Genomic DNA, 13911 nt, shown 5'->3' on the forward strand with positions numbered 1-13911 from the left:
GTACGGCGCTCACGTGGTGACCTTGTGCGGGTTCGGGGATGGTCCGGGGCCAGGCCTGTGCATGCTCGGAGGTTACGTGAGGGTCCTTCAGGTTCTGTACGCGGCGGGCTCGGGCGCGTTCCGCGATCGCCGTCACGTGCCGCGCGCCGCGGGCTCAGGCACGTTCCAGGATCGCCGTCACGCCCTGGCCGCCCGCCGCGCAGATGGAGATCAACCCCCGTGCGGGCGCGTCCCGTTCGGTGAGCAGCTTGGCCAGCGTGGCCACGATTCGGGCGCCGGTGGCGGCGAAGGGGTGCCCGGTGGCGAGGGAGGAGCCCGCGACGTTCAGCCGCGCCCGGTCGACCGTGCCGAGGCCCCGCTTCTCCCAGGCGGCGAGCGTGGCCAGCACCTGGGAGGCGAACGCCTCGTGGATCTCGACGAGTTCGAAGTCGTCGAGGCCGAGGCCGGCCCGCTCCAGCATGCGCGGCACCGCGTAGGCCGGTGCCATGAGCAGGCCGTCCTCGCCGCCCGCGACGTCCCCGCCGGCGAAGTCGACGGCCGCGGTCTCGTACGCGGTGAGGTACGCCAGCGGTTCCAGCCCGCGCTCACGGGCCCACTCCTCGCTGGCCAGCAGCACGGTCGCCGCGCCGTCCGTCAGCGGCGTCGAGTTCCCCGCCGTCATGGTCGGTTCGGGCTGGTCGAGGCCGAACACCGGCTTGAGGGTGGCGAGTTTCTCCACCGTCGAGCCGGGGCGCAGGTTCTGGTCGCGGGCGAGCCCGCGGAAGGGCACCACGAGGTCCTGGAAGAAGCCGCGTTCGTACGCCGCCGCCAGCCGCTGGTGGCTGGTCGCGGCGAGTTCGTCCTGCGCGGCGCGGCCGATGCCCCAGGCGCGGGCGGTGACGGCGGCGTGCTCGCCCATGGACAGGCCGGTGCGCGGCTCGGCGTTGCGCGGGATGTCGGGGACGAGGTGACCCGGGCGGACCTTCGCCAGGGCCTTCATCCGTCCGCCGAGCGTCTTCGCCCGGCGGGCCTCCAGCAGGACGCGGCGCAGGGAGTCGTTGACGCCGAGGGGCGCGTCGCTGGCGGTGTCGGCGCCGCCCGCGATCGCCGCGTCGGTCTGGCCCAGGGCGATCTTGTTGGCGGCGGCGATGACGGCCTGGAGGCCGGTGCCGCAGGCCTGCTGGATGTCATAGGCGGGGGTGCGCGGGTGGAGCCTGGAGGCGAGGACGGTTTCGCGGGCGAGGTTGAAGTCGCGGCTGTGCTTGAGGACCGCGCCGGCGACGAACTCGCCGACCGCGCCCGGTCCGTCCAGGCCGTACCGCTCGACGAGGCCGTTTAGGGCGGCGGTGAGCATCTGCTGGTTGGAGGCGGTGGCGTACGGGCCGTCGGAGCGGGCGAAGGGGATGCGGGCTCCGCCGACGATCGCCACGCGCCGTACCGACGGCGACAGCTGCTGAGAGCTCATCTCGACCCGCTCCTCGTCCGTGACATAGCCTTACCTCCGGTAACCTTACTCCAGAGTAAGCACCTTTGCCCCCGCCCACTGCTTCGCCGGAACCAGGAGTTGGCATGGCCGACCGCTATCTACGCTTCACGGGTACCGCGCCCGGCCGCTTCCTCACCCGCCGGCTCGGGCTGCCGCAGCCCGCGGCGCTGGCCCGCTGGTCCCCCGAGCACCCCGCCCTGGACGGCGGCCTGCGCCACCTGACCGCCGGGACGTCCCGACTGGACCTGGCCCCCCTCCTCGCCCGGACGGGACTCGGACCGGCCGGGCCGGACCGGGCGGCGGCCGTCGTGCTGGACGCGACCGGCGTGCGGGACGTCGAGGGCCTGGCCGAGGTGCACGCGGCGCTGCACCCCGTCGTGCGGTCGGTCGTCCCGAGCGGGCGCGTGCTCGTGCTCGGCGCCCCGCTCGACCCGGCCGACCACCACCAGGCCGCGGCCCAGCAGGCCCTGGAGGGCTTCACGCGCTCGCTCGGCAAGGAGATCGGCCGGGGCAGGACGGTGAACCTGGTCCGGCTGACGGACGCGGCCGCCGCCGAGTCCACGCTCCGGTTCCTGCTGTCGCCCAGGTCCGCCTACGTCAGCGGCCAGGCGATCGAGGTCGGACCGGCCCACCGGGCCCCCGCGGACCTGGACTGGGACCGTCCCCTGGCCGGTCGCACCGCCCTGGTCACCGGCGGTGCCCGGGGCATCGGTGAGGCCGTCGCCGGGACGCTCGCGCGGGACGGGGCCCGGGTCGTCGTCCTCGACGTGCCGCAGGCCGAGCAGGACGCCCGGCGCGTCGCCGACCGGATCGGCGGTACCGCCCTGCCGCTCGACATCACCACCGCCGACGCGGGCGCGCGGATCGCCGAGGCCCTCCCGGACGGCCTGGACCTGCTGGTCCACAACGCGGGCATCACCCGCGACCGGCGGCTGGTGAACATGCCGGCCGAGCGCTGGGCCTCGGTGCTGGAGGTGAACCTGGCGAGCGTGCTGCGCACCACCGACGCCCTGCTGAAGGCGGGGACGCTCAAGCGCGGCGGCTCCGTCGTGGCGACGGCCTCGATCGCCGGTCTCGCCGGGAACGCGGGCCAGACGAACTACGGGGCGAGCAAGGCGGGCGTCGTCGGCCTGGTCCGCTCCCTCGCCCCGCGCGCGCTCGACGAGCACGGCGTGACGGTGAACGCGGTGGCACCCGGCTTCATCGAGACGACGATGACGGCCGCGATCCCGCTGTTCATCCGCGAGGCGGGCCGCCGCATGAACTCCCTCGCGCAGGGCGGTCTTCCGGCCGACGTCGCCGAGACGACCGCCTGGCTCGCCCATCCCGCCTCGGGCGCGGTCAACGGCCAGGTCGTGCGCGTCTGCGGCCAGAGCCTGCTGGGGGCCTGATGACCGGCGCCACCGTCGTGCTCACCGGGCCCCCTTCGCTCGCCCCGCTCCTGGCCCGCGGCGCCGTGCTGTCGCCCTTCAAACGGCCGTCGCCCGACGCCCGGTTCGCGCGCGCCCGGCTCGTCCTGCCCGGCCTGCGCGTCGACCTCGCGCGGCTGGCGGCGTACGAGCGGGTGTGCGGTTTCCCCACCGGCGAGGACGCCCTGCCGGTGACCTATCCGCACGTGCTGGGCTTCCCGCTGGCCATGCGGCTGATGAGCGGGCGGGACTTCCCGCTGCCGCTGCTGGGTCTCGTCCACACGTCGGTCACGATCACGCGGCACGCGGCGATGCCCGCCACCGGCACGTACGAACTGGCCGTCCACGTCGAGGGACTGGCCCCGCACCGGCGCGGCACGCAGGCGACGGTCGTCACCGAGGTACGCGACGGCGGTGACCTGGTGTGGGAGTCGAGCAGCACGTACCTCGCCCGCCACGGCGCCGGGCGCCCCGCCGGGACCCGTGCGGCGGAGGAGGCGCGCAGGCCGCTGCCCGCCGTCGCCGAGTGGCGGCTCGCCGGGGACGTCGGGCGCCGCTACGGGGCCGCGTCCGGGGACCGCAACCCCATCCACCTCCACCCGCTCACCGCCCGGCTGTTCGGCTTCCCCCGGGCCATCGCGCACGGCATGTGGACGGCGGCCCGCTGCCTCGCCGCGCACGGCACGCCGGACTCCTGCCACGTCCGGGCGGACTTCAGGGCACCGGTGCCGCTGCCGGGGACGGTGACCTACGCGGCGGAGGACACCCGCTTCGAACTGCGGGGCGGGGGCGACCGGGTGCACGTGAGCGGAGAGGTCCTCCCCTGCTGAGGAAGGGCTGGCCGCCCGCCTACCCGGTCCCGGCGTCCGCCCCGTCCTCCGGAGGCGACCAGGGCCGTCCCTCCATGAGGTCGCCGAGCCCGGCCCAGGCGAAGTTCATCAGGGTGGCGGCGGCCTGGCGGGCCGTGACGCCGTCGGTGGCGTTGGCCCAGGCCGCCAGGGACTCGGCGGCGCCGACCAGGGCCTCGGCGAGCCCGGCGACCTCGCGTTCGGGCAGGTCCGGGTCGCGGTGGGCCTCGCGGGCCCCGGCGAGGATCAGCTGCGTCACGAACGCGACGATCTCCTCGCGCATCGCGGCGACTTCGGCGGCGAAGGGCTCGCCGTGCGTACGGGCCTGGAGGTGCAGGATCGACCAGGCGTCGGGGTTCTCGGCGGTGTGCGCGAAGAACGCGCCCAGGCCTTCCCACAGTTGCCGGTCGGCGGGCAGGTCACGGCGGACACCGGCGCGCACCGCCTCGACGAGGGCCTTGGCCTCCCGGCGGATGCAGGCGGTGAAGAGGTCTTCCTTGGAGTTCAGGTACAGGTAGACCAACGGCTTGGACACGCCCGCCAGTTCGGCGATCTCGTCCATCGACGCGGCCATGTAGCCGCGTTGGCCGAAGATGCGCACGGCGGCGTCCAGCATCTGCTGCTCACGGACCGCACGCGGCATCCGCTTCGTCTTCACGGCACCCATACCGCTTAGCGTACGGGCCCCCGGCCGGCCCTCCGCCGGAAAGAGCCGGCCCTCCGCCGCGAAAGGCCGCCCCTCCGCCGGAAGAACCGGAGGAGGGGCGGCCGGGGGCCCGTGGCGTCAGTGCGTCCGGCGCGTCAGGCGGCGGCGGGCACCCGCTCGGGCCGCGCGTCACGCGGCTCGTCGTCCAGCGCGAGGTCCGAACCGTCGGCCGTGGCGTAGGCGTCCCGGTCGAGCAGGTTCTCGCGGGCGGAGACCAGGACCGGGATGAGCGCCTGCCCGGCGACGTTGGTCGCGGTGCGGATCATGTCCAGGATCGGGTCGATCGCGAGGAGCAGGCCCACGCCCTCCATCGGCAGGCCGAGGGTGGACAGGGTGAGGGTCAGCATGACCGTCGCGCCGGTGAGACCGGCCGTGGCGGCGGAGCCGACCACCGAGACGAACGCGATCAGCAGGTAGTCGCCGACGCCCAGCTGGATGTCGAAGATCTGCGCGACGAAGATCGCGGCGATGGCCGGGTAGATCGCGGCGCAGCCGTCCATCTTGGTCGTGGCGCCGAACGGCACCGCGAAGGACGCGTACTCCTTCGGCACGCCGAGCCGCTCGGTGACCTTCTGCGTCAGCGGCATGGTGCCGACGGACGAGCGGGAGACGAAGGCCAGCTGGATCGCGGGCCAGGCGCCCTTGAAGAACTGGACCGGGTTGACCTTGGCGACGGCCGCGAGCAGCGTCGGGTAGACGCCGAACATCACGATGAGGCAGCCGACGTAGATGTCGGCGGTGAACGTCGCGTACTTGCCGATCAGGTCCCAGCCGTAGGTGGCGATGGCGTGGCCGATCAGGCCGATCGTGCCGAGCGGGGCGAGCCGGATGACCCACCACAGGGCCTTCTGCAGCAGGCTGAGGACGGACTCGCTCAGGGTGAGGATCGGCTGGGCCTTCTCGCCGAGCTGCAGGGCGGCGATACCGGCGACGGCGGCCATGAAGACAATCTGCAGGACGTTCAGCTCGGTGAACGGCGTGATGACGTCCGTCGGCACGATGCCGGTCAGGAAGTCGATCCAGGAGCCGGTGGTCTCGGGCTTCGCGCCGTCCTTGGGCGTGAGGCCGGTGCCGGAGCCGGGGTTGGTCACCAGGCCGATGACGAGGCCGATGCTCACCGCGATCAGCGACGTGATCATGAACCACAGGAGGGTGCGCGAGGCCAGACGGGCCGCGTTGTTGACCTTCCGCAGGTTGGTGATCGAGACCAGGATCGCGAAGAAGACGAGCGGTGCGACGGCCAGCTTCAGCAGGCCGATGAAGGTGTCGCCGACCTTCTCCAGGGTCGTGACCAGCCAGGACAGGTCCTGGCTGCGGGCGAGCCAGCCGAGCAGCACACCCAGGAGGAGACCGGTGAGTATCTGGGCCCAGAAGGGCACCTTGAAGGACTTCGTGTGTGAGGACACGCGACTGACTCCGTTGGGGGGACGCGTAACGGGGGGACTGACGTGGGAGACGACGGGGGTTGCGTTACGTCAGGGACGACAGAAAGCGGACGCGCACCGACAGAGATCCACGTGCAGCCGCGCCACGAGCGGAGCGCTCAGGGGCGAATGGGGCACGACTGCTGACTTCATACACAGACCTTAACACCGGAGCTTTGAGGACCCCAAAGCCTGGCTTTGACAGGTGACGGGTCACACACACCCATACAAGGCAAAGCGCCCCGTGTCCGCGCATGTGCGGAAACGGGGCGCTGCCCACCTGCGAGAGGGCTCCTACGAGGTCTGCCCCTGGGCCCGGGCCGTGTCGTCGGCGACGTCCTCCTGGTTGCGGTTGGCGTCCAGGCTGGCCTTCATCCGGTCGACCCGCTGGGCGACCTGGATGGAGGCGCGGTCGCGCTCCTTGCGCAGCACGACGAAGCTGATCGGCGCGGAGATCAGCAGGGCGAGCAGCACGACCCACAGGCCGTTGCTGTCGCCGAGGCCGCGCGGGGCGAGGCCCGAGTAGACGGCGCCCCAGACGACCACGAGGCAGCCCACGAAGACACCGAGGCGCATCAGCGTGTAGCGGAGCATCTCAATCCACTCTTCCGTTTCGAACGGCCGGAACGAACACACCCAAAGGGGCACCGTCCAGTGAAGCACGCCGGACGGCCGGTCTCGCAGGGGGGTCAGTGCAGCGGGAGGAGCATGATCACGTCGTCGCGGTCGTCGCCCGGCGCGACCCGGATGGCGCCGGGGATCCGGCCGACCTCCTTGTAGCCGCACGAGGCGTAGAACCGCTCCAGGCCGAGTCCGCCGCGGCAGGTCAGCCGGATCGCCTCGATCCCGTCGATCCCGCGGGCGGCGTCGGCGGCCGCGGCCAGCAGCTCGCGGCCGTGCCCCCGGCCCTGGTGCCGCGGGTGCACCATCACGGTGTACAGCCACAGCCAGTGCGTCATCAGGTGGTGCGTGTTGAAGGTGAGGAACGCGGTCGCCGCGACCCGTCCGTCCTCGTCGTGCCCGACGAGCAGCCGGACCCGCCCCTCGGCCATGGACGCGAAGTGCGCGACCAGCTGCGGCCGGATGTCCTCGCGGGTCACCGGGGGCACGAAGCCGACGGCCCCGCCGGCGTTGGAGACGTCGGTCCACAGGTCGAGGATGCCGTCGCGAAGTTCCGGGGTGACGGCCGGATCCAGCGTGAAGGTAAGGGGCATGCCTGGATTGTAGCTATTACGACAGGGCTCTCGCCGCCACCTTCAGATCCGCGACCAGCCCCTGGTAGGCCGCCTCCCGGTCGTCGGCCCGCAGCACCGCCGAGGGATGCACGGTGGGCACCAGCCGCTCCGGCCGCCCGTGGATCTCCTCCTCCAGCACCGTCCCGCGCACCTGCGTCACCCGGAAGGAGGACCCCAGCAGCGCCTTCCCGGCGGTGGCCCCCAGCACCACGATCAGCTCCGGCTCCACGACGGCCAGCTCCGCGGCGAGCCAGGGCCCGCACGCGGTCATCTCGCGCAGGGTCGGCGCCTTGTGGATCCGCCGCTTGCGCGGCTCGGCCCGCGTGAACTTGAAGTGCTTCACGGCATTGGTGACGTAGGCCTCGCCGGGGTCGATGCCGGCTTCCGCGAGGGCCCGGTCGAGCAGCTTGCCCGCGGGCCCCACGAACGGCTTCCCCTGCCGGTCCTCCTGGTCCCCGGGCTGCTCCCCCACGAGCATCACCCGGGCGTCCTTGTCCCCGTCCCCGAAGACGGTCTGGGTGGCGTCCCGGTGCAACGGGCACCCACGGCAGCCGGCGGCGGCCCGGCGCAGGGCGGAAAGCCCGCCCCGACCGGGAACGAAGGGCTCGGCGGTATAGGCGTCTTCCGGCGCCCCGGTGGCGACCATGCCGGCCGGGTACCCACCTCGGGGGCGCGGGGAACCGCGCGGCCAGCCCCCACGCACCCGCACCGGAAAACGATCACACCCGCATCGGCTGGGGCGATTCGCGACGCTCCGGGTCAGGCCCCTCGTACTCCCGGATGATCTCGTACCGCGTGTTCCGCTCCACGGGCCGGAACCCGGCGTCACGGATCAGGTCCAGCAGGTCCTCCCGCGTCAGCTTGTTCGGCGTCCCGAAGTTGTCCGCGTCGTGTGTGATCTTGTACTCGACGACCGACCCGTCCATGTCGTCGGCACCGTGCTGCAGCGCCAGCTGGGCGGTCTGCACGCCGTGCATCACCCAGAAGACCTTCACGTGCGGCACGTTGTCGAACAGCAGCCGCGACACCGCGAAGGTCTTCAGCGCCTCCGCGCCCGTCGCCATCTGCGTGCGCGCCTGGAGGCGGTTGCGGACCTTGCCGTCCTTCATGTCCACGAAGTCGTGCTGGTAGCGCAGCGGGATGAAGACCTGGAAGCCGCCGGTCTCGTCCTGCAGCTCGCGCAGCCGCAGCACGTGGTCCACCCGGTGGCGCGGCTCCTCGATGTGCCCGTACAGCATCGTGCACGGGGTCTTCAGGCCCTTCTCGTGCGCCAGCCGGTGGATGCGGGACCAGTCCTCCCAGTGCGTCCGGTGGTCCACGATGTGCTGCCGGACCTCCCAGTCGAAGATCTCCGCGCCGCCGCCGGTCAGCGACTCCAGACCCGCGTCGATCAGCTCGTCCAGGATCTCGGAGGCGCTCATGCCGGAGATCGTCTCGAAGTGGTGGATCTCCGTGGCCGTGAAGGCCTTCAGCGACACGTTCGGCAGGGCGGCCTTCAGCTCCCGCAGCGACCGCGGGTAGTACCGCCACGGCAGGTTCGGGTGCAGCCCGTTGACGATGTGCAGCTCGGTGAGGTTCTCCGACTCCATCGCCTTGGCGAGCTTGACGGCCTCCTCGATGCGCATCGTGTACGCGTCCTTCTCCCCCGGCTTGCGCTGGAAGGAGCAGTACGCGCAGGAGGCCGTGCACACGTTCGTCATGTTGAGGTGACGGTTGACGTTGAAGTGCACGACGTCGCCGTTCTTGCGGGTGCGCACCTCGTGCGCGAGGCCGCCGAGCCAGGCCAGGTCGTCCGACTCGTACAGCGCGATGCCGTCCTCACGGGTCAGGCGCTCACCGGCCCTGACCTTCTCCTCCAGCTCGCGCTTGAGCCCGAGATCCATGCCCACACCTTTCTACGGAGACGTCCCCACCGTACGACTAGACCTCTTCCGGCAGTTCCCCGACCCGGTTCTCCCACTTCGTGGAGAGCACGATGGTGGTACGGGTCCGGGACACGCCCTTGGTCCCGCTGAGCCGCCGGATGATCTTCTCCAGGCCGTCCACGTCCGCCGCCCGCACCTTGAGCATGTACGAGTCGTCCCCCGCGATGAACCAGCAGTCCTCGATCTCCGAGAGGTCCCGCAGCCGCTGCGCCACGTCCTCGTGGTCCGTGGCGTCGGACAGGGAGATGCCGATGAGGGCGGTGACGCCGAGGCCGAGCGAGGCCGCGTCGACGGTGGCCCGGTAGCCGGTGATGACGCCGGCCGCCTCCAGCCGGTTGATGCGGTCGGTGACGCTGGGTCCCGACAGGCCGACGAGGCGTCCCAGCTCCGCGTAGGAGGCCCGGCCGTTCTCCCTCAGGGCCTGGATGAGCTGCCTGTCCACCGCGTCCATTGCGATCGAAGCCTTCCGCTGAAGTTGTCTGTGGGTCCGATGAGTTCCGGTGTGCCCGCTCAGTCGGGGCGGTGTGCCCCGCCGCCGAGCTCACCTTGCCAACGGCGGTAGAGCGTGTGCGGCACGCCCGCCGCGTCGAGTACGCGTCCGGCGACGAAGTCCACCAGGTCCTGGATGTGCGTCGCGCCCGCGTAGAAGGCGGGTGAGGCGGGCACGACCGTCGCGCCCGCGTCGTCGAGGGTGACCAGGTGGCGCAGGGTCTGGCCGTTCAGCGGGGTCTCCCGTACGGCCACGATCAGCTTGCGTCCCTCCTTGAGGGTCACGCTCGCCGCCCGCTGCAACAGGTCCTTCGACAACCCGAGCGCGACCCCGGCCACGCTCGCCGTCGAGGCGGGCACGACGAGCATGCCCTTGGTGGGGTACGACCCCGAGGAGGGACCGGCGGCCAGGTCGCCGGCGCTCCAGTACCGTACGGCGTCGAGGTCGGCGGAGAAGGTGTCCGGCTTGCCGTCGGCGCCCCGGGCGAGCCATGCGCGCAGGTCGTCGCGCCAGTGGGCGTCCCGGAACGCGATCCCCGTCTCGTCGAGGAGGGTGAGCCGGGAGGCCCGGGACACCACGAGGTCGACGCTCTCGCCGGCGGCGAGCAGGGCCCGCAGCACGGCAGCGGCATACGGGGTGCCGGAGGCGCCGGACACCCCTACGATCCAAGGCGTACGCGGCGTCTCGCCTGGCTTGACTGGGTTCACGACTCCGAGCCTATCCGGCGGCGCGGGGTGGGAACCGGCCAAGGGGGGCGGGCCGTTGCACGGAGGGGACGAGCGAGCACTGGGGGTCGCCATGCCGGGTCCGCGAGAAGGGTGGTCGACGGGGGACCGGGCGCTGGCCGCGGGCAAGCTGATGCTGGCCTGGGTGGCGCTGCTGTGGCTGCTGGAAGTGGCCGACGTGGCGACGGGTCACGCCCTGGACCGCTTCGGCGTCACGCCGCGCGAGCCGTCGGAGCTGGTCGACGTCGTCCCGTCGGCCTTCGTCCACTTCGGCTTCGCGCATCTGCTGTCGAACACGCTGCCGCTGCTGGTCCTCGGCTTCCTGGCAGCCCTGTCCGGTCTGCGCCGCTTCCTCGTGGTCTGCGCGCTGATCGTCCTCGTCGACGGCCTGGGCGTATGGCTCCTATCCCCGGCGCACACGAACACGGCGGGCGCCTCGGGCCTGGTCTTCGGCCTCTTCGGCTTCCTCCTGGTCACCGGCTTCGTGGAGCGCCGCCCCTGGGGCATCCTGGCGGGCATCCTGGTCGCCGCGATCTGGGGCGGCTCGATCCTGTCGGGCCTGGCCCCGACCCAGACCGGCATCAGCTGGCAGGGCCACCTGCTGGGGTTGCTGGCGGGGGTGGGGGCGGCGTTCGCCTTCCGCCGCCGGGCCGCGAGCCGAGCCCTCACCTGGGAGGAACGCCCCTAGCCGCGGTCGCGCGCCTTGCGGTCGACCGGAAGGTGGGTGGTGGGGATGATCAGCTTGCCGAGTGGGGAGTCAAGGGTCAGTTCGTGACCGTACGGAAGGGTGTCCCGCCCGCGGTAGCCGTCGGGGCCGGGGTTCCACATGGTCACGAGGTGCCCTTGGAGCGGGTCGAGGACCAGGTAGTTGGCGATGCCGCGGGAGGCGTACCAGCGAGGCTTCACCTCGTAGTCGCGGCGAATGCTCTCCGGTGACACCACTTCGGCCACGAGCTCGATCAAGTCCGCCGGGTAAGCGCTGTGGTTCTCGTCTTCCGCCTCCGCAGGGATGACGGCGAGGTCGGGGCAGAACTCGTTGGCGTCGTCGAACGGAAAGGCGACGTCGCTCACCAGGGCCCACTCGGCAGGCAGCTGTCCCTCGACGATGTTCCACAGCCGCTGGATGGTCTTCCCGTGGAACGGCCTGACCGGGTTCATCACGATGCTGCCCTCGACAATCTCCGTCAGATAGCCGGGGAACAGGTCCTCCAGCTTGCTGAGCTGCGAGTGCAGGCGGTCGATGTCCGAGACGGTCATGGCGGCCTCCTTGGGATCCTGCACCCGATGGTAGGCCGCACCGTAACTACACGGTCAGACCCCGCACGAGCAGATCCAGCAGCGCGCACACGAACAGGGCGATGCCGATGAAGCCGTTGACGCTGAAGAACGCCCTGTTCACACGGGAGAGGTCGTGGGGGCGGACGATGGAGTGCTCGTAGAGGAACGCGGCGGCGACGATCAGCAGGCCCAGCCAGAAGAAGGCGCCCGCGCCGGTGACCAGGGCGTACCAGACGAACAGGGCCGTCGTCACGGCGTGGCAGACCCGGGCGCCCCAGATCGCCGCCGGGACGCCGAAGCGCGCCGGGACGGACATGACGCCGATCTCACGGTCGGCATCCACGTCCTGGCAGGCGTAGATCAGGTCGAAACCGCCGATCCAGACGCCCACGGCGAGACCCAGTATCACGGCGTCCCAGGACCAGGAGCCCGAGACGGCCAGCCAGCCGCCGATCGGGCCCATCGCCTGGGCGAGACCGAGGATGGCCTGGGGGAAGTTCGTGAACCGCTTGCCGTAGGGGTAGACCACCATCGGGATCACCGCGATGGGGGCCAGGGCCAGGCAGAGCGGGTTCAGCAGGGCCGCCGCGCCCAGGAAGACCGCCAGGGCGATCAGCGCGCCCGTCCAGGCGTGCTTCACCGACATCGCGCCGGTCACCAGCTCGCGGTGCGCGGTGCGCGGGTTCCGCGCGTCGATCTCCCGGTCGATGATCCGGTTGACCGCCATCGCGAAGGTCCGCAGGCCGACCATGCAGACGGTGACCAGCAGCAGCCGCCCCCAGTGGATGTTCTTGTCCCACTGGTACATCGCCGTGAGCGAGGCGATGTACGCGAAGGGCAGCGCGAAGACCGAGTGCTCGATCATCACCAGCCGCAGGAACGCCTTGGTCCGTCCCGGCTGCGGGATCGCGGCGGAGGCGGAGGTCACAGCCCGTACTCCTTCCAGCGGCGGTCCACCTTCGCCGCCGTCTCCGGGTCCGACTCGACCATGTCGGGCCAGCCGCCGTCGCGCGTGTAGCCCTCCTCGGGCCACTTCTTCGTCGCGTCGATCCCGGCCTTGCCGCCCCAGAACTGCTGGTAGGAGGCGTGGTCCAGATGGTCGACGGGGCCTTCGACGATGCTCAGGTCCCGGGCGTAGTCCGTGTTGCCGAGCGCCCGCCAGGCCACCTCGTGCAGGTCGTGCACGTCGCAGTCGGAGTCGACGACCACGATCAGCTTGGTGAGCGACATCATGTGCGCGCCCCAGATGGCGTGCATGACCTTCTGCGCGTGCTTCGGGTACTTCTTGTCGATCGAGACGATCGCGCAGTTGTGGAAGCCGCCCGCCTCCGGCAGGTGGTAGTCCACGATGTCCGGCACGATGATCTTCAGCAGCGGCAGGAAGAAGCGTTCCGTCGCCCGGCCCAGCGGCCCGTCCTCCGTCGGCGGCCGGCCCACGACGATCGACTGGAGCAGCGGCCGCTTGCGCATCGTCACGCAGTCGATCCTCAGCGCCGGGAACGGCTCCTGCGGCGTGTAGAAGCCGGTGTGGTCGCCGAACGGCCCCTCGGGCAGCATCTCGCCCGGCTCCAGCCAGCCCTCGATCACGACCTCCGCCTGCGCGGGCACCTGGAGCGGAACGGTCTTGCAGTCGACCATCTCGATCCGCTTGCCCGCGAGGAACCCGGCGAACAGGTACTCGTCGATGTCCCCCGGCAGCGGCGCGGTGGAGGCGTACGTCACGGCGGGCGGGCAGCCGAAGGCGATGGCGACCGGCAGCCGCTCGCCCCGGCGCGCGGCCACCTGGTAGTGGTTCCGGCTGTCCTTGTGGATCTGCCAGTGCATGCCGATGGTGCGCTTGTCGTGCCGCTGGAGCCGGTACAGCCCGAGGTTGCGGACGCCGCTCTCCGGGTCCTTGGTGTGGGTCAGCCCGAGGTTGAAGAAGGACCCGCCGTCCTTGGGCCAGGTGAAGAGGGCGGGCAGCTGGTCGAGGTCGACGTCGTCCCCGGTCAGGACGACCTCCTGCACCGGGCCGTCCTTCACCTTCTTCGGCGGCACGTGCGTCATCGCGCCGAGCTTGCCGAAGGCCTCGCGCACGCCGACGAACCCGTGCGGCAGCTCGGGCTTCAGCAACCCGCCGATCCGCTCGGAGATCTCCGCGTACGACTTCAGGCCCAGGGCCTTCAGCAGCCGCCGGTCGGTGCCGTACACGTTCATCGCGAGCGGCATGCGCGAACCGCGCACGTTCTCGAAGAGCAGCGCCGGGCCGCCGGCCTTCTGCACCCGGTCGACGATCTCCCCGACCTCCAGGTACGGATCCACCTCGGCCTTGATGCGCTTGAGGTCGCCCTCGCGCTCCAGCGCCCTGAGCAGGGAGCGAAGATCGTCGTAAGCCATGGGGTCCAGTATCCCCGAGCGGCTACGCTG

The 13911-nt window shown here is 71.5% G+C and carries 16 protein-coding genes; 3 read left to right on the forward strand and 13 right to left on the reverse strand.

Annotation, left to right across the window (positions count from 1 at the left end):
• Positions 1 to 154: 154 nt before the first annotated feature.
• Positions 155 to 1444 carry an acetyl-CoA C-acetyltransferase gene (locus tag AC07DA_RS26230; RefSeq protein ID WP_479130645.1) on the reverse strand — a complete coding sequence of 430 codons (1290 nt, stop codon included), beginning with the start codon at positions 1442 to 1444 and terminating at the stop codon, positions 155 to 157.
• 104 nt (positions 1445 to 1548) lie between these two features.
• On the opposite strand from AC07DA_RS26230, the gene AC07DA_RS26235 reads away from it, so the two are divergent.
• Both AC07DA_RS26235 and AC07DA_RS26240 read left to right on the forward strand, forming a co-directional pair.
• A complete protein-coding gene (locus tag AC07DA_RS26235; RefSeq protein ID WP_479130646.1) occupies positions 1549 to 2856 on the forward strand; it encodes a 3-oxoacyl-ACP reductase in 1308 nt (435 codons plus the stop codon).
• Entirely contained in the window at positions 2856 to 3704 is an 849-nt protein-coding gene (locus AC07DA_RS26240; RefSeq protein ID WP_479130647.1) for a MaoC family dehydratase, read from the forward strand. Before AC07DA_RS26235 ends, AC07DA_RS26240 begins: the two co-directional genes overlap by 1 nt.
• 19 nt (positions 3705 to 3723) lie before the next feature.
• Here the strand turns inward: AC07DA_RS26240 and AC07DA_RS26245 are convergent, their stop codons facing one another.
• The 9 genes from AC07DA_RS26245 to AC07DA_RS26285 form a co-directional block, all read right to left on the reverse strand.
• Complete coding sequence (locus AC07DA_RS26245; RefSeq protein WP_479130648.1) at positions 3724 to 4389, reverse strand: TetR/AcrR family transcriptional regulator; 666 nt, start codon at positions 4387 to 4389, stop codon at positions 3724 to 3726.
• A 134-nt stretch (positions 4390 to 4523) separates the two neighbouring features.
• A complete protein-coding gene (locus AC07DA_RS26250) occupies positions 4524 to 5834 on the reverse strand; it encodes a dicarboxylate/amino acid:cation symporter (RefSeq protein ID WP_479130650.1) in 1311 nt (436 codons plus the stop codon).
• A 69-nt stretch (positions 5835 to 5903) separates the two neighbouring features.
• The gene (locus tag AC07DA_RS26255) at positions 5904 to 6005 is read right to left on the reverse strand and encodes a putative leader peptide (RefSeq protein WP_311241034.1); all 102 of its coding nucleotides are present in this window, start codon (positions 6003 to 6005) and stop codon (positions 5904 to 5906) included.
• Positions 6006 to 6146: 141 nt separating this feature from the next.
• Positions 6147 to 6446 (reverse strand): DUF4229 domain-containing protein, encoded by a 300-nt coding sequence (locus AC07DA_RS26260; protein WP_365088672.1) that lies wholly within the window; start codon positions 6444 to 6446, stop codon positions 6147 to 6149.
• Positions 6447 to 6541: 95 nt separating this feature from the next.
• The gene (locus tag AC07DA_RS26265) at positions 6542 to 7066 is read right to left on the reverse strand and encodes an N-acetyltransferase family protein (protein WP_479130651.1); all 525 of its coding nucleotides are present in this window, start codon (positions 7064 to 7066) and stop codon (positions 6542 to 6544) included.
• Positions 7067 to 7082: 16 nt separating this feature from the next.
• On the reverse strand, positions 7083 to 7733 hold the full coding sequence (locus AC07DA_RS26270; RefSeq protein ID WP_479130652.1) for a UdgX family uracil-DNA binding protein: 651 nt from the start codon (positions 7731 to 7733) through the stop codon (positions 7083 to 7085).
• 73 nt (positions 7734 to 7806) lie between these two features.
• A complete protein-coding gene (gene mqnE, locus AC07DA_RS26275) occupies positions 7807 to 8970 on the reverse strand; it encodes an aminofutalosine synthase MqnE (protein ID WP_479130653.1) in 1164 nt (387 codons plus the stop codon).
• A 37-nt stretch (positions 8971 to 9007) separates the two neighbouring features.
• The gene (locus AC07DA_RS26280; protein WP_094056892.1) at positions 9008 to 9463 is read right to left on the reverse strand and encodes an Lrp/AsnC family transcriptional regulator; all 456 of its coding nucleotides are present in this window, start codon (positions 9461 to 9463) and stop codon (positions 9008 to 9010) included.
• 59 nt (positions 9464 to 9522) lie between these two features.
• On the reverse strand, positions 9523 to 10209 hold the full coding sequence (locus AC07DA_RS26285) for a UbiX family flavin prenyltransferase (protein WP_479130654.1): 687 nt from the start codon (positions 10207 to 10209) through the stop codon (positions 9523 to 9525).
• 91 nt (positions 10210 to 10300) lie between these two features.
• Here AC07DA_RS26285 and AC07DA_RS26290 point away from each other — a divergent pair, with 91 nt between their 5' ends.
• The gene (locus AC07DA_RS26290; RefSeq protein WP_479130655.1) at positions 10301 to 10915 is read left to right on the forward strand and encodes a rhomboid family intramembrane serine protease; all 615 of its coding nucleotides are present in this window, start codon (positions 10301 to 10303) and stop codon (positions 10913 to 10915) included.
• On the opposite strand, the gene AC07DA_RS26295 is transcribed toward AC07DA_RS26290, so the two are convergent.
• The 3 genes from AC07DA_RS26295 to AC07DA_RS26305 are packed head-to-tail and all read right to left on the reverse strand — an operon-like array spanning position 10912 to position 13881.
• Positions 10912 to 11484 carry a Uma2 family endonuclease gene (locus AC07DA_RS26295; protein ID WP_479130656.1) on the reverse strand — a complete coding sequence of 191 codons (573 nt, stop codon included), beginning with the start codon at positions 11482 to 11484 and terminating at the stop codon, positions 10912 to 10914. The genes AC07DA_RS26290 and AC07DA_RS26295 overlap by 4 nt on opposite strands.
• Positions 11485 to 11530: 46 nt before the next feature.
• Complete coding sequence (gene mqnP, locus AC07DA_RS26300; protein ID WP_479130658.1) at positions 11531 to 12433, reverse strand: menaquinone biosynthesis prenyltransferase MqnP; 903 nt, start codon at positions 12431 to 12433, stop codon at positions 11531 to 11533.
• On the reverse strand, positions 12430 to 13881 hold the full coding sequence (locus AC07DA_RS26305; protein WP_479130659.1) for a menaquinone biosynthesis decarboxylase: 1452 nt from the start codon (positions 13879 to 13881) through the stop codon (positions 12430 to 12432). The genes mqnP and AC07DA_RS26305 overlap by 4 nt, the downstream gene beginning before the upstream one ends.
• Positions 13882 to 13911: the final 30 nt, after the last annotated feature.

It is taken from the genome of Streptomyces sp. NPDC044921 (assembly GCF_056432865.1).

Coding starts and splice junctions, on each gene's coding strand:
- AC07DA_RS26230 (WP_479130645.1), bottom strand. CDS start 1,444: ATGAGCTCTCAGCAGCTGTCGCCGTCGGTACGGCGCGTGGCGATCGTC.
- AC07DA_RS26235 (WP_479130646.1), top strand. CDS start 1,549: ATGGCCGACCGCTATCTACGCTTCACGGGTACCGCGCCCGGCCGCTTC.
- AC07DA_RS26240 (WP_479130647.1), top strand. CDS start 2,856: ATGACCGGCGCCACCGTCGTGCTCACCGGGCCCCCTTCGCTCGCCCCG.
- AC07DA_RS26245 (WP_479130648.1), bottom strand. CDS start 4,389: ATGGGTGCCGTGAAGACGAAGCGGATGCCGCGTGCGGTCCGTGAGCAG.
- AC07DA_RS26255 (WP_311241034.1), bottom strand. CDS start 6,005: ATGAAGTCAGCAGTCGTGCCCCATTCGCCCCTGAGCGCTCCGCTCGTG.
- AC07DA_RS26260 (WP_365088672.1), bottom strand. CDS start 6,446: ATGCTCCGCTACACGCTGATGCGCCTCGGTGTCTTCGTGGGCTGCCTC.
- AC07DA_RS26265 (WP_479130651.1), bottom strand. CDS start 7,066: ATGCCCCTTACCTTCACGCTGGATCCGGCCGTCACCCCGGAACTTCGC.
- AC07DA_RS26270 (WP_479130652.1), bottom strand. CDS start 7,733: ATGGTCGCCACCGGGGCGCCGGAAGACGCCTATACCGCCGAGCCCTTC.
- mqnE (WP_479130653.1), bottom strand. CDS start 8,970: ATGGATCTCGGGCTCAAGCGCGAGCTGGAGGAGAAGGTCAGGGCCGGT.
- AC07DA_RS26280 (WP_094056892.1), bottom strand. CDS start 9,463: ATGGACGCGGTGGACAGGCAGCTCATCCAGGCCCTGAGGGAGAACGGC.
- AC07DA_RS26290 (WP_479130655.1), top strand. CDS start 10,301: ATGCCGGGTCCGCGAGAAGGGTGGTCGACGGGGGACCGGGCGCTGGCC.
- AC07DA_RS26295 (WP_479130656.1), bottom strand. CDS start 11,484: ATGACCGTCTCGGACATCGACCGCCTGCACTCGCAGCTCAGCAAGCTG.
- AC07DA_RS26305 (WP_479130659.1), bottom strand. CDS start 13,881: ATGGCTTACGACGATCTTCGCTCCCTGCTCAGGGCGCTGGAGCGCGAG.